Raw genomic sequence first — 24,866 nt, forward strand, 5'->3', positions numbered from 1 at the left:
GGGCTCATAGCCAGAACAGGACGGTTGCGGCGAGGCCGGGGGCTATGGCTGAGAGGAAGGCGGTCGGGCATCGATCGTAGCCAGTGGCGACCCGCCGCCAGTCCTTCAGGCGACCGAACATGATCTATATGCGGTTGCGTCGTTTATATCGGCGCTTGTCGTGGCGGATGGGTTCGGTGCGGGATTTTCGCCCGGGGATACAGGGCGTGATGCCCTTGGCTGCAAAGCACCGCGGAACCAGTCGGCGTCGTGGCCTTGATCTGCCTGCAGCCATGGGCTCGGGTAAACTGTCCAGCAAGGCCGCGACGCCGATATGGTCGCGGACCTGGCCCGCAGTCATGAACAGGCTGATCGGTCGTCCGGACACGAAGGGACGCGGCCGGGCATAGCGCGCCTTGGCCGAGGCCTGGATCATGCCGGCCCAGCAGCAGCGCCAGCGTCGCCGTCCGGCTGGGATCAAAAGGAGCCCCGAGCGCCTCACTGAAGACTTCGGGCGCCGAGGACATGACGATCTCCGCGTCGACGGCCGCCTGGACCCAGCGCCTGCCCCTTCATAGCTCGCGTCGCGCGACCAAACACGGCGACGCCCAAAATCCGCATGCGCATCTCAGCCCTCCGTCACCTGGAAACCGCCCGCGCGGTCGGTCGTGATGCGAGCGAAACGGCGTACCCGGCTATCGCGCGCCTTGATGTCCGCCACGAGGTGGTAGTCGCAGGTCAGGGCCTCACGGGTGATCCCGACGACCAGGAAGCCGTGGTCGCGAACATGGGCGAAGCGAACATCAGGGTTTTTCGCCACCAGGGCTTTCTCTGCGACCTCATAGATACGGGGGTCTGGGCTGATGGTTTCATATCCGCCGGGCGAGGTGACGCTGCCGGTTCCGAACTCCACGCCGACGAAGCTTTCGTCGCGCGGATCGTGCAGGCGGTTGCCCCAGAACATGTGGGTGTCGCCGCTGAGGACGGCCAGATTGGACCTGCTGCGGCGGGCGGCGTCATACAGGCGCAGGCGCGCCGCCGGATAGCCGTCCCAGGCATCGAGATTGATGGGCAGACCCAGACGCGTGCTTTCCAGCCAGCGGCGCGAGCCGGGCCGCGACATCGCCTCTTTCAGCAGGTCCTCGGGCATGACCGACATGAAGTCCGGAGCCCGCATCCGGGCCACGACGACCTGATTGGCCAGCATCTGCCACGTCGTTCCGCGCTGGACCGAGACGGTCAGGGCGTCTTCCAGCCAGGCTTCCTGCGCCGCCCCCATCATGGAGCGTTCAGGGCGGTTCAGCACCTCGGCCTCGAAACGGGCCTCATCGGGGCGGCCCTCAGCATCGAAGATCATCTCGCGTGAGGCGCTGGGCGCCTGAGTGCGGCCGGTCAGGCGCGTCTCGACCGCGATCAGCGACAGCAGATCACCGAAGTCATAGACGCGGTTCAGGACGTGGGCCGGGCGCCCCGGCGCCGGATCACGCATGGGCAGCCATTCGAAATAGGCCTGGATCGCTGCATCACGACGACGATCCCACGGGCCTTCAGTATCCTCATCGTGGTCAGGCGCGCCGCCCATCCAGCTGTTGTTCGCCGTCTCGTGATCATCCCAGACGGTGATGAAGGCGGCGCGGGCGTGGGCGGCCTGAAGGTCAGGGTCGGTGCGATACTGGGCGAAGCGACGGCGATAGTCGTCCAGGGTGACGATCTCATGCGCCGGATCGTGTTCGCGGCCCAGTGCGCGGCTTTCTTCGCCGCCATAGCCGTCGACGCCGTATTCATAGATGTAGTCGCCCAGGTGAACGACCGCGTCCACCGGCTCTTCCAGATCGGCGATGGCGCGATAGGCGTTGAAATAGCCGAAGCCGTAGTGGGAACAGGACACCACCGCCAGCCGCGCCTGTTCGACCCCGCTGCCCGGCAGGGTGCGCGCCCGACCGATGGCTGAGACCGCATCGGCGCTGCGGAAGCGATAGAAATATTCACGCCCGGCGCGCAGACCCGTCACATCGACCTTGGCCGTGTGGTCGCGCTCAGCCGCAGCCTGAACCGTGCCGGACTGGACGATGCGGGTGAAACCTTCGTCCTCAGCGACTTCCCAACGCAGATTGACCACGCCGCCCTGCCCCGTCGCCCGGGTCCAGATGACAAAGCCGCCCTGCGTCGGATCGCCCGCCGCAATACCATGGGTGAAGACGGCCGGATCAAGCGGCGCGCGCGCGGCGGCGGGACCGGCCAGCGCCGCGCCCCCGCTCATCAGGGCCAGGGCGCCGCGGCGCGACAGACGTAGGTTCTGCGTCATCGAACATACTCTTTTCGTTCGAGAGGCGCCGTGCAGGCGGCGCGGAATAAAGCCTTCCGGCGGCCGTTCATCCCGGCCGCCGGACAGATCATCGGACCTTAGAAACGATAGGCCAGGTTCACCCGGAACATGCGCGGCAGGCCGGGCATAACGGCGACTTCCTTGTAAACCTCGGCCGAGGGGGTGAAGTATTCCTCGTCGAACAGGTTATCGATGTTGGCCGAGACGGTGACGTTGCGCACCTTCACATAGGCCGCCGCCTTGGCCAGCGTATAGCCCGGCAGACGCAGGCTGCTTTCCAGAATGCCGCCCGTTTCCGAGACATAGGTGGCCCCGGCGGTGAAGCCCGCGCTGGCCTCGGCGCCCATCAGGTTGAATGGCTCGGTCGTATAGGCGCCGAACAGGCTGAACACGGTGTCGGGCATGGTGCGCACGACATAGCCGTCCGCCAGTTCCGGGAAACTGCCCGCATTGTTCACCGCGAAGGTGCCGCCGTAGGACAGGACCGGATCAAAGCCCAGTTGTTCGGGCCGCAGTTCCAGATACTCGCCCTTGCCCTTGCCCGGCGCATCCACGCGCGTTTCCTGCAGCGTCAGGGCGGTGGTGAAGCTGAGTTTGTCGCTGGCCAGCCAGTGGGCCTCCAGCTCGAAACCGTCCGAGGTGGTGCCGCTGACATTGCCCATGATGTCGGTCTGGCGGCGGAACTGCTCATAATAGGCTGCGCCGCCGAACAGAGCGCCGTCGAACAGCGAGAACTTGACGCCGACTTCCTTCAGTTCCGACGGCGAGATGAACAGATTGCTGGTCACCGTGCCGACCGACACGCCGCCGGTCTGGCTCGATTCCAGCGAGCGCGGCTCGGCCACGGTGACATAGGGGGTCAGGCCCCACGGCGTCTCATAGCGGGCCGACAGCGACCAGGTGACGGCGTCCTTGCTGTTCTCGACCCAGGTATCCTTCAGGCCGAAGACCGTCTCGCCCTTGTTGATCGCCTTCACGTCGTAATCGTCCCAGCGCAGCCCGGCCAGGATGCTGAAACGGTCGAAGATAGTGATGTCGCTCATGGCGAAGACCGAGCGGCTGTTCCACTCCATCTCATGCCGCGAGTCCCACATCTGCTCCCCGTTCTTCATCAGGGGCGCGGCGATGCGATCGCCCGCCGTCGAGCCGTGCGACAGGTCGCGACGGTTCAGGGCGATATAGCCGGACAGGAAGCTTTCATACTGCTTGGCCGTATGGTCGCGATAACCGGCGCCGATGACGGTGTCGGCGCTGACGTGCTGGCCGAAGCGCGAAGGGAAGCTGTAGGTTACACGGCCCTCGAGGGCGCGGGCGTCATAGTCGGCAGCGAAACCGAAGCTGTTGAAACGCTGATTCTCAATGTCATCCATGAAGGCCTTGAAGGCCAGCACCGAACCGTTCGCCATCTCCTTCTGCAGGCCAGCATAGGCGGTGAAGGTGCGGCTGTCGTTATAGTCGGCGTCATCCGCCATGACGTTGCGGCGGCTTAAGCGGGTCGTGCCGACGCCTTCATCAAGGGCGAACTTCGGATTGTTCTTGCCGCCGTATTCCAGGATCTGGCGGATGTTGGACGTGCCGCCCCAGGCGCCGAAGGCGGCGTCGATCTCGCCGTATTCGATCATGCCCGAGCCATCCAGATCGACCAGATCGGTATCGCGCCCGGTGATGTAGACGCCGTTGTCGATCAGGTTCTGCGTCACCCGGTTCCAGCCCGGCGACTGGATGCGACCCGACTCCTTGAAGTGCATCAGATTGACTTCGCCCGACCAGCCGTCGCCGAAGTCGCCGACATAGGTGGCCTGAAGGTTCAAGTGCTCAGGATGGACATTGCGGTAATAGGAATCGGAGTCCTCGCGCTCGACATAGAAGGCGAAGCCGCCCTCGCCCACCGGCACGACGATGTCGGCCGCCGCATTGCGTCGCCCATAGGAACCGACGGTGACATTGACGCCGCCGCTCATCTCATCGGCATAGCGCGCATCGACGCCACGCGCCGACTTGGGCACGAAGTTCAGCAGGCCGCCGACCTTGCCGGGGCCATAGATGGGCGAGGACGGTCCACGCAGCACCTCAACATAGGCGGCGGCGCCCAGGTTGGACGAAAAGCTGCCCCGGTTCTCGATCCGCTTGAAGCCCTGAAAATAGGTGTCGGCCAGGGTGCCGCGCACGTTCAGATTGCCCGGCACGCCGAAAAAGCTGGCCGTATAGGCGCCCGGCACAGCGGCGACCAGATCGTCGACGTTCTCCATCCCATAGCGGGCGATGGTGTCCGAGCTGACGCGCGACGCCGAACGCGGCGTCTCCAGCAGCGAACGGTCCAGACCGGTGAAGCTGTCGGTCGCGCCCTTCTGAAGACGGCTCAGCGGATCGAAACGAGCGGTGACGACCACGTCGCCGATCTGGGTCGTTTCGGCCCGCGCCTCGGCGGCGGAAACAATGACGAAGGCGCCGTTCGGGTCGCGCCGGAACGTCAGATTGGCGCCTTCCAGCAGGCGCGCCAGCGCCTCCGCCGCCGTCATCGAGCCGGTCAGCACGCTCGAACGACGATTATCCAGCGTCACGCCCGCTGCGACGATCACCGTCCCCGTCTGTTCAGCCAGTGCGACCACCGCCCGGTCCAGAGACTGGGCCTCGATGCGGATGGTGTGAACCTGGGCGGCGGCGGCCGGACGGGATGGGGCCTGAGCCATGGCGGGCATGGCGGCGGCGGCAAGCACGAAAACGGCGGCGGAAGACGTGGCGACGGCCTTCAGCCTCGAACGATGAACGGTCAAACTCTATCCCCTAGACGTTGCGTGAAGCCTGCAGCCGACACGGCCCCCAACAGCTTCAACACCGCCTAGACGCAAGCCGACGCCCGCCCTTCCAGCCCGCACCCCGATTTCATTAAAGCTTCAAGATAACTCAGCTTTTCAGCATCATTTGGATTTCGCCGTCGGCGTTGCGGCGTCGCACCAGATGGCCGTTCAGTTCCTGCGCCAGGCTCTCCAGCGCTTGCGGAATCTGCTCAATAGTGAAGGCCGCCGTCACCTTGCGCGCACCCAACTGAGGCGAGACGATCGTCACGCCGGGCCGATAATAGCGGTTCACCTCAGCCACCACTTCCGACAGCGGCTGATCAATGAAGCTGAAGCGCTGACGCCGCCACGGCGCGACGCCCGCCGGATTGATCGCCGCCCGTTTCAGCACCCCGCCGCGCAGGGCCGCGCGCTCTCCCACCCCGATGACGGTCTGCTCGCCAGCGGCTATGGCGGTCACCCGCACCCGTCCCTCTTCGACGAAAACCTCCGGTCCCAGTTCGCCCAGACGGACCTCGAACGCCGTGCCCAGCGCCTCGGCCTTCAGCCCTGCTCCAACGACAGTGAAGACCCGTGTCTCGTCGCGCGCGACATCAAAGAAGGCTTCGCCTGCATCCAGCCGCATATGCCTTACCCCCTCGTCGACACGGGTCGCCAGAACCGAGCGACCGCCCAGCGACACGCGCGAGCCGTCCTCCAGCGACAGATGACGGATTTCACCCACCTCGGTCGCAAACCGGCGTCGCTCGCCACTGGCCAGTTGCAGCGCCAGAGGCGTCATCGCCAACGCCCCTACCCCCGCCGCCATGGCCATCAGCCCCCGGCGCGACGGCGCCGTCCAGAGACGCGCCGGCGCGCGCGCGGGGACGACCGAGACGGTTTGCGCGTCGCCCAAACTCTGCTGGTTCAACGCTTCTGACCAATCGAGCCGCGCCCATAGGGCCTCGGCTTCGGCATAGGCCGCAGCATGATCCGGCGAGGCCGCCCGCCACGCCTCAAACGCCCGCCGATCCGTCGCGCTGACGGGGCCGCCGCAACGCCGCGCCAACCATTCCAGAGCCTGTTCGATGGGCGGCGCATCATGTCGCACCGTCATGCCGCCTCCGTCCCTCGTGTCCGAACAGCGCAACGCAATTCGATCAGGGTCCGCGCGATCGTGCGACTGATGTCCGCCGGCGAACGTCCCGTCAACCGCGATATCTCCGCATAAGTCAGCCCCTCAATCCGGCTCATCCGCAAAAGGTCCCGGGCATCGGGATCCAGCGCCTGGATGCCGCGATCCAGCGCCTCCTGTTCCTCGCGCCTCAACAGGACCTCCTCGGGACTGAGTTCATGCGGCGGCGGCGCAGTATCGGCCATCGCCTTCCAGCGCCTCTTCTGGCTGTCGGCGCGGCGGATGGCGTCCTTCAAGGCGTTGCGCGCCATGACGAACAGAAAGGCCCTGGGATCCGCCACGCCCTCCCGGTTTTCCAGCGTGCTGAACCGCAGGAAAGCCTGCTGAAGGGCGTCGTCCACTCCATCCTGCTGAGAAGCATAGCGCCGGACCAGTGCGGTGCGGATCTCCACCCCGTAACGAGCCAGCAGATAGTTCAATGAGCGACCGTCACGCCCGCCGCTTGCCCCGCCTTGGGTTCCCATAGACTTGCCGCAATTTCATCCCCACTGCTAACTTGCCCGGGATTTGCGACAGATCGCCCACATCATCGCACCAGTTTTGCAAAGCTCCCCTTTCGCCGTATCTCAGTCTGGTGCGCCCCGACCCACCGGTAGGTTATCGCCCGCGGGCTCGGCTATTCGACACTGCCGCTGAGCGCCAGGAGCAGTCATTGGCTTCTCGACGGACAGCTGACATTCCATCCTTGCTTAGCGTTCCCGGCTTGGTTGACGACACCATTAATTCCATTATTTTGGAATCATGGAATCCGAAGCCGCCATCCTCGCTCTTGCCGCCCTAGCCCAACCGACACGCCTTGAGGCCTTCCGTCTGCTGGTGCGGCACGAACCCGAAGGCCTACCCGCCGGCGAGATCGCGGATGCCCTGGCGGTGCCCGCCAACACCATGTCGGCGCACCTCGGGGTTCTGTCCCGCGCCGGCCTGGTCAATTCGGAGCGCCACAGCCGGTCGATCATCTACCGGGCGGACCTGGATCGCCTCCAGGCGCTGGTCCTGTTCCTGCTGAAGGACTGCTGCCAGGGCCGCGCCGAACTGTGCGAGCCGCTACTGGCCGAACTCTCGCTCTGCCGCGCATGAGGACACCATGGACGTCGTCATCTATCACAACCCTGCCTGCGGCACGTCGCGCAACGCCCTGGCCCTGATCCGACACGTCGGGATCGAGCCGCAAGTCATCGAGTATCTGAAGACGCCGCCCAACCGCGCCATGATCCAGGCGCTGGTCGAACGGATGGGCGTCCCCCTGCGCGGCCTTCTGCGCGAGAAGGGCACCCCCTTCACCGAACTGGTCCTCGGAGACCCTGATTTGACCGATGACCAGATTCTGGACGCCATCGAAGCACACCCGATTCTGCTGAACCGTCCGATCGTGGTCGCGCCGCTAGGCGTGAAGCTATGTCGCCCGTCCGAAGCGGTCCTCGACCTTCTGCCTTCAGAAGGACTCAAGCCCTTCACCAAGGAGGACGGCGAAGTCGTCATCGACGCCGGGGGCCGGAGGGTCCGCTGATGGTCAATGCCGTGATTGCTGAACAACCAAGGCGCCACCTGTCCTTCCTCGATCGCTGGCTGACATTGTGGATTTTCGCCGCAATGGCGCTGGGCGTGCTGCTGGGCACAGTCGCGCCCGGGCTTCCCGCCTGGATCGACGGCCTGTCGGTCGGGACGACCAACATCCCCATAGCCATCGGCCTGATCCTGATGATGTATCCGCCGCTAGCGCGGGTGACGTACGAGGAACTTCCCCGCGTCTTCGCCGACAAGCGCGTGCTGCTTCTGTCCCTGTTCCAGAACTGGGTGTTGGGGCCGGTGCTGATGTTCGCGCTGGCGGTGATCTTCCTGCGCGACCAGCCGGAACACATGACCGGCGTCATCCTGATCGGACTAGCCCGCTGCATCGCCATGGTGCTGGTCTGGAACCAGTTGGCGCGCGGCGACAACCAATATGTGGCGGGCCTGGTCGCCTTCAACTCGATCTTCCAGATCGCCTTCTTCAGCCTCTACGCCTGGCTGTTCCTGACCGTACTGCCGCCCCTGTTCGGGCTGGAGGGCAGCGTGGTCGAAGTGAGCGTCTGGACCATCGCCGGCGCCGTCCTGGTCTATCTGGGCCTACCCTTCCTGGGCGGATTCCTGACCCGGCGCGCGCTGGTCGCGAGGAAGGGGAACGACTGGTACGAGACGCGTTTCCTGCCGCGCATCGCGCCGATCACCCTGATCGCCCTGCTGTTCACCATCGTCGCCATGTTCAGCCTCAAAGGCGGCGAGGTGGTCGCCCTGCCGCTGGACGCCCTGCGCATCGCCATTCCGTTGACGATCTACTTCTTCGTCATGTTCGTGGTCAGCTTCCTGATGGGACGGCTGATCGAGGCGGACTATCCGCGCACCACGGCCCTGGCTTTCACCGCCGCCTCCAACAACTTTGAATTGGCGATTGCCGTCGCCATCGCAGCCTTCGGGCTGGCCTCGCCGGTCGCCTTCGCCGCCGTCATCGGCCCGCTGGTCGAGGTGCCGGTGCTGATCTTGCTGGTCTCAGTGGCCCTGTGGCTGGGCCGCCGCTATTTCCCCGCGACCGCCCCGAAGAAGGACGCTTGCTGATGGCCTTCAACGTCGTGGAGTTGCCCGAGCCCACTCCCGACCTCATCGCCGCGCTGGAGGCCGCCGGCCTGCCGACGGATGATCTCCATGAGCCCGGTCGGCGCTTCTACCGCTTCGAGGACGACGCCGGCCTGATCGGCTACGGCGGGCTGGAGCAGATCGGTTCCGACGCCCTGATCCGCTCCATGGTCGTCCCTGACAGCCGTCGCGGCGGCGGTCACGGCGGGGCGATCCTGTGCTGGCTCGAAGCCGAAGCCGCCGGACAAGGGGCCGACGGTCTCTATCTGCTCACGACCTCGGCCGCCGCCTTCTTCCAGCGACACGGCTATTCGGTCGCCCTTCGGTCAGCCGCGCCGCCCTCAGTCGCCGCCTCCCGGCAGTTCAGCGGCCTGTGCCCGGCCTCGGCGGCCTTCATGTTCAAGGAACTGCGCGCCCGATGACCCGCCTTCGCGACCTGCCTGATCCCGACCACCTGCCCGCGCTCGACCCAGCTTATCTGTCCAGCCGCCCCGCGCTCGGCCTCGGCCCGCACGATCATCCGCCCCGCATCCTGCTGCTCTACGGCTCACTGCGCGACCGCTCCTATTCCCGGCTATGCGTCGAGGAGGCCGCTCGCCTGCTGCGCTTCATGGGCTGCGAAACGCGCATCTTCGATCCGTCCGACCTGCCGCTGACCGATCAGGTCGACTACGACGATCATCCCGCCGTCCACGAACTGCGCGAGCATGCCCTGTGGTCGGAGGGCATGGTCTGGAGCAGCCCCGAACGCCACGGCCAGATTTCGGGGATCATGAAGCTTCAGATCGATCACCTGCCGCTGAGCATGGGCGGTATGCGCCCGACTCAGGGCCGCACCCTTGCCGTCATGCAGGTCTCCGGCGGCTCGCAGAGTTTCAACGCGGTCAACACCCTGCGCCTGCTCGGCCGCTGGATGCGGATGATCACCATCCCCAACCAGTCCAGCGTCGCCAAGGCCTTCCTGGAGTTCGACGACGACGGCCGCATGAAGCCGTCCAGCTACTACGATCGCATCGTCGATGTGATGGAGGAACTGGTGCGCTTCACCGTCTTGACGCGGTGGCACGCAGGTCAGTTGGTGGATCGCTATTCCGAGCGAAAGGCGTCGGGCGTGCCGATCGATGCGGCCAATGACACCTGTCAGCGATCGCGATCAGGTCTGCGTAGCATCAGACTGGATTGCTGGAGAATGGCCACGGAAATCAGCGGCGAATCCAAAGCAGCCCACAGACGCCTGAGCGCGCCCCTGACCGGCTCGCCGGCAGAGGTCTTCGCGGTCTTCCTCAAACTCGGCCTCACGTCGTTCGGCGGCCCCGTCGCGCACCTCGGCTATTTCCGGAACGAGTTGGTCGCTCGACGCCGTTGGATCGATGAAGCCGGATACGCCGACCTGGTCGCCATGTGCCAATTCCTGCCAGGGCCGGCCTCCAGCCAAGTGGGCTACGCCTTGGGCTTGTGGCGCGCCGGCCCATTGGGTGGCGTTGCGGCATGGTGCGCCTTCACGCTGCCGTCCGCCGCGCTTCTGGTCTTGTTCGCCATGGGCGCAGCCTCGCTCCACGGGCCAGTTGGAATGGGCCTGCTTCATGGACTGAAGCTGGTGGCCGTGGCTGTGGTCGCTCAGGCGGTCTGGGGGATGGCCCGCACCCTGACCCCTGATTGGCAAAGAGCAGTCATCGGCCTAGCCGCTGTTGTAATCCTGATGTTGCTCGGCGGAGCGACAGGCCAGATCGTCGCTATCGTCCTCGGCGGTCTGGCGGGGCTGCGCCTTTGCCGCACGACGACCGCCGCGCCAGGGGCGACTGCAAGCTTCCCGATTTCACGGCGCGCCGGCGCAGGGGCCCTGGTCCTGTTCCTTCTGCTTCTGGCGGGCCTACCGCTCGCCTCCATGGCGACAGGGTTCCACGGCGTCGCCTTGCTGGACGTCTTCTATCGAGCCGGCGCCTTCGTTTTCGGAGGCGGTCACGTCGTTCTGCCCCTGCTCGAAGAAGGCGTGGTGCAGCCCGGCTGGATCGATTCCAATGGCTTTCTTGCGGGCTATGGCGCAGCCCAAGCCGTCCCGGGGCCGCTTTTCACCTTCGCCGCCTATCTGGGCGCCGTGATGGAGCCTTCTCCGAATGGACTCGCTGGGGCCGCCCTTTGTCTCGTGGCGATCTTCGCGCCGGGATTGCTGCTGGTGACAGGCGTGCTGCCGTTCTGGAGCCTGCTGCGCGCCCGACCGGCGGCCCAGGCGGCGATGCGCGGTGCGAACGCGGCGGTCGTCGGCATTCTCGCTTTCGCCCTCTATACCCCAGTAGGAACCAGCGCGATCCTGAGTCCGATCGACTTCCTCGTGGCGCTTGCCGGCTTCGTTCTGTTGACGGTGTGGAAGTGCACACCATGGATAGTCGTTGCCCTGACCGCCGCAAGCGGGGTCGCCTTCGCACTGATCTGAGCCGAGCCCGCGCCCGTCGCGATGTATCCAGGACTCCTGCATGGTGAACAAGGCAGACCTTGCACTCCGAGTGCTCGTAGCGGCATGGATGCCGATGGGGCATCATGACAAGAGCCATCTTCCCGTCGGGCGGTCGCATTGATGAGTCCTCCCAAGAGGGTTCGTCATTCTTGCCCCACCGGAGGGGCTTCGTCGGCTTATGGTCAGGTGTCCTCGCCTATTCGCGCTGATGTCGGCGACGCGCCAGCAGCGGGCATTGCGTGATCGCCAGGAAGCGGACGCCCGGTTGGCTGAGGAAATTGTATCTGCGGCGCCTCCATCCAGCGTCGACGCGGGCGGCGGGCGCGACTGGTTGCTGCATCTGCTGCTCGCCCCCTCTCTCAGGCGACCGCGTCGCCCACCACCAGCTTCGATCCGCCCACCGTAATGATTATCCTCTTCCGCGAGGCGCGCGCTGGGCGTCAAGATTAGGCGCCGTCTATGATCAGAGAGCGACTCGGCCAGGTTGCGCCCAGAGATCGGCCGAGTCGCTTGTCGCGCCTACGGAAAGTAGGACGGACATGAGAAGGCTCACCAGCCTATAAGTGCGCGGTCGCAGCGACAGCAGCCTCCGGCGCCAGCGTCGCCTCGCCGTTGGCATCGAGGGGCGATGACTGTTCGGCCACGTCAGTGTGGGCTTGCTCCCATTTGGCGACGACGCCGGCGGCTACGGCATTTCCAACCACGTTGGTGGCGCTGCGGCCCATGTCGAGGAACTGGTCGATGCCCAGGACAAGCAGGAGGCCCGCTTCGGGCAGGCCGAACTGGACCAAAGTCGCGGCCACGACGACCAGGGACGCGCGCGGCACCCCGGCCACGCCCTTGCTCGTCACCATAAGCACCAGCAGCATGGCGATCTGCTCTCCTAAGGACAGGTCGATGCCGTAGGCTTGGGCGATAAACAGGATGGCGAAGGTCGCATACATCATCGAGCCATCCAGGTTGAAGCTGTAGCCCAGCGGCAGGACGAACCCTGCGATGCGGCGCGGGACCCCCGTCTCGACCAGGTGTTCCAGCGTCCGGGGATAAGCGGCTTCGGAAGACGCCGTGGAGAAGGCTAGCATCAGCGGACCGCGAATGGCGCGCATGAGCGGCATGATTGCCCGCCCGAGGACCAGAAAGCCGGCTAGGATCAGCACCGCCCACAAAAGGCCCAGCCCGAAATAGAACTGGCCGATAAATTTGCCGAACACGAGCAGCACGCCGAGACCTTCGGTCGTGATCACCGCCGCGATGGCGGCGAAGACGGCCAACGGGGCGGTCAGCATGACGTAGCCAGTGACTTTCAGCATGACCTCGGCGACGGCATCAACCGCGCGAACCAACGGCCTGCCGGCGTCGCCGATCGCAGCGAGACCGACGCCGAAGAACAGGGCGAAGACGACAATCTGCAGGATGGAATTGGTGGCCATCGCCTCAACGATGGAGGCCGGCACGATGTCCACCAGGAAGGCGGCGAGATCCGGCGTCTTGGCGGTCACGGCGCCTGCGTCTTCGGTCGGCAGCGGCAGGTCCAGGCCCCGGCCGGGCTGCAACAGATTGACCAGCGCCATGCCGAGAGCAAGCGAGGCCAGGCTGGCGCCCATGAACCAGCCGAGTGTCTTGGCGCCGATACGTCCGATGGCGCGCCCGTCGCCCATGCGGGCCACCCCCGCCACGAGAGTCGCAAACACGAGCGGGGCGATGATCATCTTGATCATCTTCAGGAAGATGTCGGACACGATCGAGAAGTAGCCGGCGACCCGCTCCGCCTCGCCGGCGTCGCCCAAGGCCTGATGGCAGAAGAAGCCGGCGGTGACACCGAGCAGCATCCCGATCAGGATGGCGAAGGTAAGATTGCGGGGCATGACGAGAAACTCCAGGCACGATGGGTCGGCGAGCGGCAAGGCTCAGCCGCGCGCGGTTCGATGAGACGGACGATCTGGGAAAGGTGCGCGATCAGGCGACGCGTCGTGGAACCCTAGGGAGCTGACGACGCCGGTCTAGGTCGTCGCCGGTCACCGCGCTCCAGATCTTGCACCAGGGCCTGCAGGCCTTCGGCGTCGCCGATGTGCAACATGCCGTAGATGGGAATGTCGGCCATGGATGAATCCGGCAGGCGGATCTTGTGCGACGAATAGCGGTTCAGCTCGTCGATCACCTGCGACAGCGGTTCGCCCTCGAACTGCAACATGCCGTTGACCCAGCTGGCGTAGCGTTCAGCATCGACCTTTCGCGCAGGTGAAAGGTAGGCGCCGCCCGCTTCGGCAGCGCCCGCGTTCCGACGCTTGCCGAGGTGCACCTGATGGCCGGCGCTGGCGACCTGGGACAGCTGCAGCTTGGCGTCGCCGTCCTGATCGCCGGCCGTCACGCGGACGACGCCCTCGACCACAGTGACCACCACGTCCTCACCCTTGCGGATGTTGAAGCGCGTGCCGATGGCGCGCACCTGGCCGCTGCCCACATCGACGAGGAACGGCCGCCGGGTGTCATGGGCGACATCGAACAGGGCCTCGCCCTGCTCCAGTTCCAGCAGGCGTTGATCACGTCCCAAGGCGGCGCGCACCACGGTGTGGGGGCTCAGGCTGACGGTCGACCCGTCCGCCAGGGTCACGATGCGGCGCTCATCCGCCCCTGTGCTCAACACGGTCGCGCCGCGGTCGCCGAAGACGCCATGGGTCATGAACAACGCCATCGCTCCGAACAGCGGCAGCAGAATGGACGCAGCGATCAACCGCCAGTTTCTCGGCGCGCGCACCGACTGTCTGGACGACAGGCGGGGCGGCTCCAACTGGCCGAGGTCGTCCCACAGATCCATGACCTCGTCATGCAAAGCGGCCTGGTCCGGCCCTTCGCGGCGAAGGCGCTGCAGCGCCTGGCGGTCTTCAGGCGAGCCTGCGCCGAAGTCCGCCGCGACGATGCGGTCGACCATGGCCTCGGCCGCGCCCGGGCGGGAGTCGATGCGGCGCCTCATAGCGAGCCCTCCCGGCCGCGCCCCTGTTCGCTCACCGCTTCATGCAGGGCGAGAAGCGCGCGTGACATATGCTTTTGAACCATCCGATGACTGATGCCGAGCGCTCCGGCGATCTCGGGCGTGGTCATGTTCTTGAACCGCCGCATGACGAAGACGTCGCGGCATTTGGCCGGCAACTGATCCAGCACGGCGTTCAGCGTCATCTGCAGGTCCTCGAGCCGTCGTCGGTTTTCCTGTTCGGGTGCGACCGCCAGGGCGGCGTCCTCGACGTCAAGCTCGGCCTGAACCGGGCTGCGGGCGCGGCGCCGCCCCCGGTCATGGATCAGATTGCTGGCGATGCGGAAGAGGTAGGCGGCCGGATACTCCACGTCGCGTCGTCCGCCGGACTCGATCAGCCGGGCAAAAGCTTCCTGGACCAGATCGTCGACCTCATCTCGCGAATAGACGCGACGCCCGAAGAAATCGCGCAACGCCCCCTCGTAGCGACGCAGGAGTTTGGCGTCGATCTGGCCTGACGCCGCTAGGACGTCGGGATCAGATGCGCGCGCTTGCTCGCTCCTGTTCGGCTTCATTTCCAGCTCCGTCTTCGACGCGCCTCGACCGGCCGTCTCTTCAATAGAGACGCTAAGGATGGGCCAATGCGAAATCAGCAGACGCCTTCTGGGCGATAAATTCGTTCCATTCGGGCGCCAGCAGACGCACGGAGGCGATCAGATCGCCGCACTCCTGGGCATACTGCGCGATCTCGGCGGCGCGAGCATAGCCGAGGTGCGGAACAAGCTCGGCCGCGAGAGCCGTGCTTTGGGCCAGGTTCAGGCCGCAGCGGGCAGAATCGGCGACGATGCCGTCGACGCAGTGCAGGCGCAGGGCGTCGGCGCCTCGGGTCAGCAGCGTGGCAGACTCGTGCAAGGACCAGATGATCACCGGCTCGAAGGCGTTGAGCTGGAGCTGCCCTGCCTCCGCCGCAAAGGTTACGGCGGCGTCGCAGCCGAACACGCGAAACGCCAGGCAGTTGATCGCCTCGGGGATGACCGGATTGACCTTGCCCGGCATGATGGATGAACCCGGCTGGCGTTTGGGCAGATGGATCTCGCCCATCCCCCCACGCGGCCCGCTGGACAGCAGCCGCAGGTCGCTGGCGATCTTCGACATCTTGGCGGCGACCCGCTTCAACATGCCGCTGTAGAGGACGAACACGCCGGTATCGGAGGTGGCGGCGATCAGATCATCCGCAGCGCGAACCGGCAGGCCGGTCACTTCCGCCAAGCGCGCCGTGACCCGCGCCCGATAGGCCGGCTCGGCTCCCAGGCCTGTGCCGATCGCCGTGCCTCCCAGATTGACCGTCAGCAGTTCCGCCGACATCTGGCGCAGGCGCGCCGCGTCGTCGCGCGTAACGGCGGCGAAGGCGGCGAACTCCTGGCCCAGCGTCATAGGCACGGCGTCCTGAAGCTGGGTCCGACCGAGCTTGGGCACGCGGCTGAAGGCTTCCCCCTTGGCGGCGAAGGCCTCAGCAAGTCGGTCGAGCGCGGCCGCCAGAGCCTGAGCCTGGCGGTAGGCGGTCAGGCGGATCGCCGTGGCGTAGACGTCGTTGGTGGATTGGCCTCGGTTCACATGGTCGTTGGGATGGATGACGTCATAGGCGCCGGGCGTCAGGCCCAGGCGCAGAAGCGCCACGTTGGCGATGATCTCATTGGCCGCCATATTGGTGGATGTCCCCGCCCCGCCCTGGCAGACGTCGAGATCGAAGGCGGCGTGATGCGCCCCGCCGATCAGTTCGTCACAGGCCCCAACGACGGCGCCGGCGACTTCAGGCGACAGGCCTCCGGTCTCGCGGTGAGTCAGGGCGGCGGCCTTCTTCACCTCGGCCAGAGCCACGATCAGCTCCGGCAGATCCGAGACCCGGGTCCTGCTGAGATCGAAATTCGAGCGCGCTCGTTCGGCTTGCGGCCCATGCAGGCAGTCGGCGTCCAGTTCGACCGGACCCAGAGGATCGTGGTCGATGCGGCGGACGGTGGCGTGGATCATGATGACGGCGAAGCTCCCTGGCCTTGTGACGCTTGTAGGGACAGGGACGCTCGCCGACGACGAAGGCGAACCAAACAGCGCCAGGTTCGCCATTGACGCACTTCAGCGTCGAGTCCCTACAGGGCTCCGGTTGAGGGAGCGATCATTTGGATGGGACACGGAAATGAAGCTTGAGGGGATGACGACCTGGGTGGCGGCGGCGGCGCTCGGGATTGCGACGCTGGCCATGACGCCTGCGAGCGCAGCACAGGCTGGCGAGGCTCAGGCAGGTGAAACACATGTGGCTTCAGAGCGTCTGGCGCCCGGCGACGGGCGGTTCGTGTTCGACGGCTGGGCGGGACCGGCGCTGCGCATCTGGACCCATACGCCGGAAAACGTCGGCCCCGCCACGCCGATCGTGATCGTCATGCACGGGCGCGGCCGCGACGCAGATCGCTATCGCGACGAATGGCGCGACCTGGCCGAACAGCATGGCTTCATCCTGGCCGTGCCGGAGTTCGACGCTGAACGCTTCCCCGGCGCCAACGCCTACAACCACGGCTATTTCCGCGACAAACAGGGCGCGCTGCGCCCTCGCCCACTGTGGGCCTTCTCAGCGATCGAACCGCTGTTCGACGATCTGAAGCGACGCTCAGGCAGTCAGGTTGACGGCTACGGCCTCTATGGCCATTCGGCCGGGGCGCAGTTCGTGCACCGTTTCGTCCTGCTGACCCCCGAGGCCCGCTATCGCGTGGCGATCTCCGCCAACGCGGGCTCTTATGCCTTTCCCGACCTGACCCAGGCCTATCCCTTCGGGCTGGAAGGCGCCCCAGCGGACGAAGCAGGGCTTGAGGCGGCCCTGCAGAAGCCCCTGGTGCTGTTGCTGGGCACGGCCGACACGGATCGGGCCCATCCCAGCCTGCCGCACGGCCGCAATGCCGACGCTCAGGGTCCGCATCGCCTGGCGCGAGGCCAGGCCTTCTATGCCGCCGGTCAGGCCGAGGCGGAACGCAGCGGCGTCAGGTTCGGTTGGCGCGTGACCTATGCGCCCGGCATCGCCCATGACAACGGCGGGATGGCGGGCTTCGCCGCCCCGATCCTCTCGGGCCGGACCAAATAAAATTCGCGACCCCGGGTTCGCATCACCCGGGGCCGTGCGTCCACAAAACATAACGGCTCATGCCGCCGCCTCCGCTTTGCGGGCGCGCCATAGAAGTCGAATTCGGGGAGCGAAAACATGTTGAACAGAAAAGCCATTCTCCTGGCGTCCGCCCTGTCGCTGGCCACCATGGCTGCGACGCCGGTCCTGGCGATGGAACAGGAGCGCCATTCCATCGTGCTGCCGGCGCAAAGCCTGCACGACAGCCTGCAGCAACTGCCGCGGCTGACCGGGGTTCAACTGATCTACACCGACCCGGCCCTGCGCCGGCAACGCGCGCCGGCCATCAACGATCGCCTTACGCCGGAAGAAGCCTTGGTTCGACTGCTGGCTGGGTCCGGCTTCAAGCACCGCTTCGTCAACGCCAACACCGTGCGCATCTTCCGGGAGGATCAGGCGCAAGCCGAGACGTTTCCCGACACCGCCCTCTCGTCCGAGGCCTCAACGGTAGGCGACATCGTCGTCACCGGCAGCCGCATTCGTCGCTCGACCTTCGACACGCCGACGCCGGTTGTGGGGGTCAGCGCCGACGACCTGCAGGAATCGGGTACGACCGAACTCAGCGAAATGCTGGCGGACCTGCCGGCGGCGACCTCGACTCTCAACGACAGCACCGTGGCCGGCAACGTCCAGAACTCGGGCCTCAGCGCCATCCAGTTGCGCAACCTGGGCGACAACCGCACCCTGGTGCTAATCGACGGCCGCCGCACCGTGTCCAACAGCGCCAACGCCAACCGGGTCAGCACCAGCACCATCCCCTCCAGCTTCGTCGACCGGGTCGAGATCATCACCGGCGGGGCGTCTTCCGTCTACGGCTCGGACGCCGTGGCCGGGGTGGTGAACATCATCACCACGCGCGACACCGGCCTGTCCGTGCGCGCCCGTGGCGGCGTATCCGAGGAAGGCGACGGCGAGGAGCAGACCTATGAGATTCTCTGGGGCAAGAACTTCGCCGACAAGCGCGGCTATTTCGCCCTCAGCGGCACCTACGACCGGGATCACGGCATCCGCGCCGCCGATCGCGACTGGGCCACGCGCCAGGTCAGCTACGCCTATAACGCCGAACTGGGGCGCAATGAGTTCGAGACGCTCTACACCGACGCAAACGGCACGCTGATCAGCGACTATCAGCCCGCCTCGACCTTCCCGCCCAATGCCTACCGCGACCTCAGCGGCAATACGCCCGGCGGCGTGTTCTACGGCGCCAACTCCGCGCAGCGCCGCTTCTATGAGGGCGGCGGCCTGGTTCCGCTCGGCCCCAACACCCAGACCGGCGCGCCGGTCCTGCCCGGCCAGCGGGATGACGGCAACACCGGCTATTTCCTGGCCAACCGCGACGGCTATAATCAGCGTGAGCATCGCTCGCTGATCCTGCCGCGCGAGCGCTACCTGCTCGCCGCCAAGGCCGATTACGACCTTCGCCCCAACCTCAACCTGTTCGGACAGGTTCAGTATTCGCGGGTCGACACCCAGGAGCGTCGCGAGCCGGTCGGCCTGACCTTCAACTCGACCGTGTCCGTGTTCGAGCCCGATACCGGCCTTCAGACGGACGAGACGCTCGGCCGCATTCCCTGCCGTCGCGCCGATCTGGGCGACTGCAACCCGACGGTTCCCTATGAGGTGTTCGCCAACAACCTGTCCGCCAACACCCAGGGCATCGCCTGGGCGCGCCGCTTCAACGAGATCGGCTATCGCGACACGACCAATCGGCGCGACACCCTGCGCAGCTGGGTCGGCCTGCGCGGCGACGCCTGGGACGACTGGACCTGGGAGGCGACGGCCGGCTACGGCCGCTACGATCAGGAGCAGCACCGCCGCAACGAGATCAACGGCCTGGCTCTGCGCCACGGCCTCAACGCGGAATTCGGTCCCGACGGCGCCATCCGTTGCGCCGATGCGGCCGCGCGTGCAGCCGGCTGCGTGCCCGTCGACCTGTTCGGTGAAGGCGCCATTACGCCGGAAGCCGCGGACTATATCCGCGCCGATCTGCGCCAGCAGGTGACGATCGAACAGCACACCCTGCAGGCCTTCATGGCCGGCTCCGTGCTACAACTCCCCGCCGGGCCTCTGAGCGCGGCCTTCGGCGCCGACTATCGCAAGGACAGCCAGAGCCTCCGCGGCGACCGCCTATCGAACCTGGGCGGGACCTCGGGCAATCCCGTGCCCGACTTCGACGGCGAGATTTCGGCGATCGAGGGCTTCGCCGAGGTGTCGGTTCCGATCCTAGCCGACCTGCCGTTCGCGCGCCTGCTGAGCCTGGACGCTTCGGTGCGTCTGGCCGACTACGACATCGCCAATGTCGGCACGGTGTTCAGTTATCGGGCCGGCCTGCAGTGGGCGCCCAACACCGATCTGCGCTTCCGCGCCCAGATCGCCCGCTCGCAACGCGCGCCCGACATCGCCGAACTCTTCTCGCCCCCGCGCGGCGACTTCGACACGGTCAGCGACATCTGCAGCAATGTGACGCCCGCCACAGCCGGCCGGATCGCCGAGCGTTGTCGTGAGGAAGTCGGCATCCAGGCCGCCTTCGCGGAGGCCCTGAACCAGGGCTATACGGTGCGCTATCGCCAGTCGGGCTCCTCAGTCTACAGCCCGAATGGCGGCAATCTGGACCTGAAAGAAGAGACCGCGGACACCCTGACCCTGGGGGCCGTCTATACACCCAGCTTCATTCCCCGGCTGACCCTATCCGTCGATTACTACGCCATCGACATCAAGGACGCGATCACCCAGTACGCGAATGAGGACATCCTCATTCAGTGCTACGACAGCGACAGGTCGATCGCCGACAATCCCTTCTGCGCGGACGTCAGCCGCAACCCGAACGACGGCCAGATCTCATCGCTGACCCAACGGCAGTTCAACGTCGCCGGGCTGGAATCCTCGGGCATCGATGTGGCCCTGCAATACCGCTTCAACCTGGATTCTATCGGCGTCCCCGGTCGTTGGGACCTGCGGTATGACGGCTCGCACGTCCTGAAACAGAAGCACCGGTTCGAGGGACTGGAGGGCGAAGTCGTCACCGACCAGCGCGGAGACCTGTCCCAGGGCAGCTTTGATTACCGGGGCCGCGCCTCCCTCTCCTGGCGCCTGAACGACTTCCGGCTGCGCTACACGGTCAAATACCTGAGCCCCGTGCTCGACAGCCGCTTCCGCCTGCAACAATACGAGGCGCTGCTACAGACCATGCCGGACGCCGAGTATCCGCTGTTCCTGCGCATTCCCGAAGTCTGGGAGCACGATCTCTATGCTGGCTATGATTTGGACGTCGCTGGGCGCGACGTCCGCGTGTACGCTGGGGTCAACAACCTGCTGGACGAGGTCAGCCCCTTTCTGCCGACAGGTGATGTCTTCAGCGGTCGCCTAGCCAACTATAACGGGGCCTACGATACGGCCGGTCGCCGTTACTATTTCGGCGTCACGGTGAAATTCTAAGACGCGCGAATTGGAGCAACTGCCGGCGGCCAAGCCTTCGCCGCCGGCAGCGTTCCAGAACCTGCGTAGTCAGAGAGGTCGCCCCCCGATAGGGCCAAGCCCTTTACTGCCCGCCGCATGAGAGAGTGCCGGCGGCAGCGCGCCAGGAGCGGACTTTGGCATCACCCCCGCAAGCTGCCATTCCACTCACGCCGAAAAGGTTCGCACAGGTAGGCCACATACAAAGATTCGGGACGCTCTGATCGAAGCGCTCTCGACAGCAATCCCTAAGGCCTCGTTGTCAGTCAGGCTCGGCTTCGCTCGTCGGCCACCCTTGCTGCTCGGCATACTCGTAGCCAGCGTGCGTCACCTCGAAGATTTCGCCTTTGTAGCCGCGGTCCTCGATAAGGCCGGCGTTCCGCAAATCCTGGATCCCGGCCTTCCATTTTGCCAACTCTTTTCGGGTATCGGCGGGAAACGTCTCGCTCCCCGCCTGAACCGATGCGCCGCCTAGGTACTCATTGAGCATGACATCGCCGTCACCGGCCACAGCCGCTTTCAGCAGAGTTTCGGCGTGGGTGCTAATGTGAACTTCGCGTAGACCGCGCCCGAAAATGCCGACCAAGTCCGGCGTATCATCGGACGCGGCCAAGCAGGATTGAAGATACTCGTTGTCTTTCAGCGTGAGGCCTAAGTGACGCGGAAAGTCGGCTCGGAACTGATCGACTGACTCATAGGTTCCGAACAATCCTTCCGCTTTGGCCCATTCCTTAAACTCCAAGAGTTTAGCCCATTGATCGTCGTTGACGCTCCCGGGCTTCACGGGGACTTCCGAGAAGTACAGCAGCACGGGCTTACCAGCGTTCCGGTGCTCGATAATTTCTTCGATCGAACCACTGATCTCCTTGCCCGTATCGCTGCCCACGCGCGTCCAAAAGATGCCCACGAGAAGATCACAATACTTCAACAGCCTATCGTTGATAATTTGCTGAGGCCGCCCGGCCAGTTCCGGCGATGAATGGGTTTCCCAACTAACTGGCAGGAACACCGCCTGCCGCTCCTGCGAATGGATGACATTCCATTCTGCCAGCGCGTCTCGAACGATTTTCCGCTCGTCATTCACGTCGCTATGCGCACTACAAATTCTTCGCCCAGATGCAGCATGACTGGATTGCCGAGCAAAAACGCTTCACCTGGCGAGATAAGGTTCCGCTATCGTTCAGGGCTTGGGTCATTCTTCTCGTCATCGGCGGCGGGATCTGGGCCGCCTGGGCGCTCCTTTAGCCCAGACCGACAAGGCCAGGGCGAGCGAAAGCCGTCTTTTCCAACAAGGGGCCCGAGTGAAGCCAGCCACAGAAGTAGGTCCGGGTCGCTGGCCCACCGGCTTAACAGCCAATCTGCGAACGTTCTTTAGAACCTGCCCGGTTCCGAAGCGGGATTCGTGAGCGGTCGCTGCGAACGTCCGCTAGGAGTCACGAGCGGTCCTTGCGCCTCCTCAGTCAAGAGGATTGCTGGCGAGCGAATAGCTCGTACTCCGCCCGCCCCCGGCATCTCGCTCCAATATCCCCCGCTGCATCAAGTCGCTGATGTCACGCAGCGCCGTATCCGAAGACGTCTTCGCCAGCGCCGCCCATTTGGCGTTGGTCAGTTTGCCCTCGAAACCGTCAAGCAGGCGGTTGAGCACCTTCCTCTGGCGTTCGTTCAGAGGCTGATCGGCCAGGGCCTCCCAGAAGCGGGCCTTGCGCATGACGCTGGCCAGAATCGTCTCGGCGCCGTCGAAGGCGCGGTCGAGACAGGCGATGAACCAGAGCAGCCAAGCGGTGACGTCCAGATCGCCTTTCTGGGTCGCTTCCAGCATTTCGTAGTAGGTCTTCCGCTCCGCACGGATCTGGGCGGACATGCTGTAGAACCGCTGAGAGGTGCCTTCAGCGCGAGCCAGGGCGAGGTCCGCGATGGCACGGGCGATACGGCCATTGCCGTCGTCGAAGGGGTGATTGGTGACGAACCACAAGTGGGCGACGCCGGCCTTAAGCACCGGATCGGGCGTGGCGGTCTCAAACCAATCCAGGAAGGCCGTCATTTCGGCGTCGAGACGGTCGGCGGCCGGAGCTTCATAGTGCACGCGCTCGCGTCCGATCGGACCGGACACCACCTGCATCGGGTCACCCTCTGGCGTCCGCCACGCCCCGACGTTGATCCGGCTCATCCCGCTGCGCCCCGTTGGGAACAGAGCGGCATGCCAACCGAACAGGCGGTCGGCGGTGAGCGGTTGGGCGTAATTCTGGGTGGCGTCGAGCATCATCTCGACGACGCCCTCGACATCGCGATCCGCAGGAACCAGACCGACAACGTCCATACCCAAGCGGCGGGCGATGGAGGAGCGAACCTGTTCGCGATCGAGGACTTCGCCCTCGATCTCGCTGGACTTCAACACGTCCTCGGTCAGGGTCCGGAGGACGGCCTCCTCACGAAGCGCAAAGCCCAAGGCCTCCATCCGCCCGATCAGCCGGCCCTGGCGATGGCGCACAGCGGCGAGCGGCTGGGCGAGGGCGCTATGGTCCCAAATCAGGTTTGGCCAATCGGCCAGCTCATGTATGTAGGTCATATTTGCCGCACCTTCTGCGGCGAATGTGGACATTATTCGCCGCAAGGACAAGACTCAATCAACGCAACGTTTGCGGTGAATATCTCAGACATTCGCCGCTAGACCCCGATCAGGCCGCAAGGCGTGTGGCTTCGCAGGTCTGCAGAGCGATGGACACGCCCCTCTTCGCAAGCGGACGACCGACAAGGTCTTTCAGTCGACCGAATGCGGTAGGGCTGGAGCAGACGATGCGCTGGCCATCGGGCTCCCATCTGGCGCGATCCAGATAGCTCACCGTCGCAGCTTCCCCCACGATCTGAACGACCGCCTGACGGATGTCAGCCTGAACGAACGGAGCGCCCCGCGCCGGCTTCCCTGCGCCGCCGCCTGCCTGACCGTTGGTCGCGACGCGAAATCTTTTAATGGGGTCATAAAGGTATTGTCGGTCATCGGTGACCGGTTTTTGTGTCACCGATGTCCGGTTTTCTGGCGCTTGAGCGGTCACCTGTGACCAGTTTTCGCGGGTTTGAGCGGTCGCGGATGACCGCTTTTGCGGCGCCTCAACCGCCTCGCTTGGCATGGTTGCGCGGTAGATGTTGGTGCGGCCGCGTCCACGCCGAACCTCGACCTCCAGATAGTCGGAGGCCTGCAGTTCTTCGATCAGGCGACGGAGTTGCCGGGGGCTAACGCCCAAACTGGTCGCCATGCTCTCCTGGCCACGCCAGGCGCCGCCTTCACAGGGGTTCAGGTCGTGGAGAATGAAACCCGCGACTGCCTTGGCTTGGAGGCTGATCTTGGGATCGCTCGCGATCCGCTGATGCCAGGCCAGCTTTTCGGCGACGAAGTTTTCAGGATCGAGACGGCGGCTCATCGGCGAACCTCCGGCGTTGCGGCCGAACCGAGCAGGGAGTAGATTTCCTGCGGCCTTGAGTGTTGTGCCAAGCCCATTCGAACCCCGCCGAGCGCTGCAACGCTGGCGGGGTTTTTCGTGGCCGAGATGCCTCCCGAGCGGTTAGCCAAACGGGAAAAATCCCCAAGGATTTCAATATGGAGGCGACACCCCGTTAGACGCATCAGGGTATTGGATTTACAAAGAAAAACGACTTCCTCTCTGTCCGCCACACACACTGCATAGCTTGTCTCTGCTGCTGAAACGCGACGGCAAGCAGCGGTAATCTCAAGACATTTCCATTCAAACCCGCTGATCCCAGAGGCGATTTCCCGTCTTTATCGGGCCTCTGGCGCGGCCTGGATCGCGCCAGTCTCTGCCCGGTCCCAGGACGGTGGAGTTTGCCTTTTCCCTGTTCAAAGCCAGGCGGCCAGACGCGCGCGCGTCGCTTAGGGCAATAATTTCTTTATCATTACAGCTACTTGGACAAAGATCGCGCCGCGATC

Annotated in this window: 19 protein-coding genes and 2 pseudogenes; 9 read left to right on the forward strand and 12 right to left on the reverse strand. The window is 65.1% G+C overall.

What is annotated here, in order from left to right; all coding sequences use genetic code 11:
• Positions 1–4: 4 nt before the first annotated feature.
• From ACORJG_RS11045 to ACORJG_RS11065, 5 genes and pseudogenes are all read right to left on the reverse strand, one after another.
• Positions 5–361 (reverse strand): annotated as a pseudogene (locus tag ACORJG_RS11045) (transposase); the annotation flags it as partial.
• Between the two features lie 246 nt (positions 362–607).
• On the reverse strand, positions 608–2,284 hold the full coding sequence (locus ACORJG_RS11050; RefSeq protein ID WP_427789070.1) for an alkaline phosphatase D family protein: 1,677 nt from the start codon (positions 2,282–2,284) through the stop codon (positions 608–610).
• Between the two features lie 98 nt (positions 2,285–2,382).
• Positions 2,383–5,079, reverse strand: a complete 2,697-nt coding sequence (locus tag ACORJG_RS11055; protein WP_427789071.1) for a TonB-dependent siderophore receptor — start codon at positions 5,077–5,079, stop codon at positions 2,383–2,385.
• Positions 5,080–5,209: 130 nt separating this feature from the next.
• The gene (locus tag ACORJG_RS11060) at positions 5,210–6,199 is read right to left on the reverse strand and encodes a FecR family protein (protein WP_427789072.1); all 990 of its coding nucleotides are present in this window, start codon (positions 6,197–6,199) and stop codon (positions 5,210–5,212) included.
• On the reverse strand, positions 6,196–6,696 hold the full coding sequence (locus ACORJG_RS11065; RefSeq protein ID WP_427789073.1) for an RNA polymerase sigma factor: 501 nt from the start codon (positions 6,694–6,696) through the stop codon (positions 6,196–6,198). The genes ACORJG_RS11060 and ACORJG_RS11065 overlap by 4 nt, the downstream gene beginning before the upstream one ends.
• Positions 6,697–7,018: 322 nt before the next feature.
• Here ACORJG_RS11065 and ACORJG_RS11070 point away from each other — a divergent pair, with 322 nt between their 5' ends.
• From ACORJG_RS11070 to chrA, 6 genes and pseudogenes are all read left to right on the forward strand, one after another.
• Positions 7,019–7,354 (forward strand): ArsR/SmtB family transcription factor, encoded by a 336-nt coding sequence (locus tag ACORJG_RS11070; protein WP_003163806.1) that lies wholly within the window; start codon positions 7,019–7,021, stop codon positions 7,352–7,354.
• Between the two features lie 7 nt (positions 7,355–7,361).
• Positions 7,362–7,784, forward strand: coding sequence for an arsenate reductase (glutaredoxin) (arsC, locus tag ACORJG_RS11075; RefSeq protein WP_003163807.1), 423 nt, complete (start codon positions 7,362–7,364; stop codon positions 7,782–7,784).
• Entirely contained in the window at positions 7,784–8,869 is a 1,086-nt protein-coding gene (gene arsB / locus ACORJG_RS11080) for an ACR3 family arsenite efflux transporter (protein WP_427789074.1), read from the forward strand. The genes arsC and arsB overlap by 1 nt, the downstream gene beginning before the upstream one ends.
• The gene (gene arsN2 / locus ACORJG_RS11085) at positions 8,869–9,309 is read left to right on the forward strand and encodes an arsenic resistance N-acetyltransferase ArsN2 (protein WP_427789075.1); all 441 of its coding nucleotides are present in this window, start codon (positions 8,869–8,871) and stop codon (positions 9,307–9,309) included. Before arsB ends, arsN2 begins: the two co-directional genes overlap by 1 nt.
• Positions 9,306–9,998: pseudogene (gene arsH, locus ACORJG_RS11090) on the forward strand (arsenical resistance protein ArsH); the annotation flags it as partial. The gene arsN2 and the pseudogene arsH, both read left to right, overlap by 4 nt.
• Entirely contained in the window at positions 9,999–11,318 is a 1,320-nt protein-coding gene (gene chrA, locus ACORJG_RS11095; protein WP_427793026.1) for a chromate efflux transporter, read from the forward strand. It abuts the pseudogene before it with no gap.
• A gap of 578 nt (positions 11,319–11,896) precedes the next feature.
• Here chrA and ACORJG_RS11100 read toward each other — a convergent pair.
• The 4 genes from ACORJG_RS11100 to ACORJG_RS11115 form a co-directional block, all read right to left on the reverse strand.
• Positions 11,897–13,243, reverse strand: a complete 1,347-nt coding sequence (locus ACORJG_RS11100; RefSeq protein ID WP_427789076.1) for a dicarboxylate/amino acid:cation symporter — start codon at positions 13,241–13,243, stop codon at positions 11,897–11,899.
• A 74-nt stretch (positions 13,244–13,317) separates the two neighbouring features.
• Entirely contained in the window at positions 13,318–14,310 is a 993-nt protein-coding gene (locus ACORJG_RS11105; RefSeq protein WP_427789077.1) for a FecR family protein, read from the reverse strand.
• The gene (locus ACORJG_RS11110; RefSeq protein ID WP_427789078.1) at positions 14,307–14,882 is read right to left on the reverse strand and encodes an RNA polymerase sigma factor; all 576 of its coding nucleotides are present in this window, start codon (positions 14,880–14,882) and stop codon (positions 14,307–14,309) included. The genes ACORJG_RS11105 and ACORJG_RS11110 overlap by 4 nt, the downstream gene beginning before the upstream one ends.
• 52 nt (positions 14,883–14,934) lie before the next feature.
• A complete protein-coding gene (locus ACORJG_RS11115; protein WP_427789079.1) occupies positions 14,935–16,335 on the reverse strand; it encodes an aspartate ammonia-lyase in 1,401 nt (466 codons plus the stop codon).
• 178 nt (positions 16,336–16,513) lie between these two features.
• Between ACORJG_RS11115 and ACORJG_RS11120 the strand changes: the two genes are divergently transcribed.
• Both ACORJG_RS11120 and ACORJG_RS11125 read left to right on the forward strand, forming a co-directional pair.
• Positions 16,514–17,434 carry a hypothetical protein gene (locus tag ACORJG_RS11120; protein WP_427789080.1) on the forward strand — a complete coding sequence of 307 codons (921 nt, stop codon included), beginning with the start codon at positions 16,514–16,516 and terminating at the stop codon, positions 17,432–17,434.
• A 117-nt stretch (positions 17,435–17,551) separates the two neighbouring features.
• A complete protein-coding gene (locus ACORJG_RS11125; protein ID WP_427789081.1) occupies positions 17,552–20,908 on the forward strand; it encodes a TonB-dependent receptor domain-containing protein in 3,357 nt (1,118 codons plus the stop codon).
• Positions 20,909–21,188: 280 nt separating this feature from the next.
• Here ACORJG_RS11125 and ACORJG_RS11130 read toward each other — a convergent pair whose 3' ends face one another.
• Positions 21,189–22,010, reverse strand: coding sequence for a hypothetical protein (locus ACORJG_RS11130; RefSeq protein ID WP_427789082.1), 822 nt, complete (start codon positions 22,008–22,010; stop codon positions 21,189–21,191).
• 32 nt (positions 22,011–22,042) lie between these two features.
• Between ACORJG_RS11130 and ACORJG_RS11135 the strand changes: the two genes are divergently transcribed.
• Positions 22,043–22,171: a hypothetical protein gene (locus tag ACORJG_RS11135; RefSeq protein WP_427789083.1), complete on the forward strand. Its 129-nt coding sequence runs from the start codon at positions 22,043–22,045 to the stop codon at positions 22,169–22,171.
• Positions 22,172–22,382: 211 nt separating this feature from the next.
• Here ACORJG_RS11135 and ACORJG_RS11140 read toward each other — a convergent pair whose 3' ends face one another.
• Together ACORJG_RS11140 and ACORJG_RS11145 are read right to left on the reverse strand one after the other, a co-directional pair.
• Complete coding sequence (locus tag ACORJG_RS11140) at positions 22,383–23,492, reverse strand: Fic family protein (protein WP_046651715.1); 1,110 nt, start codon at positions 23,490–23,492, stop codon at positions 22,383–22,385.
• A 109-nt stretch (positions 23,493–23,601) separates the two neighbouring features.
• Positions 23,602–24,342, reverse strand: coding sequence for a hypothetical protein (locus ACORJG_RS11145; RefSeq protein WP_046651716.1), 741 nt, complete (start codon positions 24,340–24,342; stop codon positions 23,602–23,604).
• Positions 24,343–24,866 lie beyond the last annotated feature (524 nt).

Source organism: Brevundimonas diminuta, from assembly GCF_050310045.1.
Classification (GTDB): domain Bacteria; phylum Pseudomonadota; class Alphaproteobacteria; order Caulobacterales; family Caulobacteraceae; genus Brevundimonas; species Brevundimonas diminuta_F.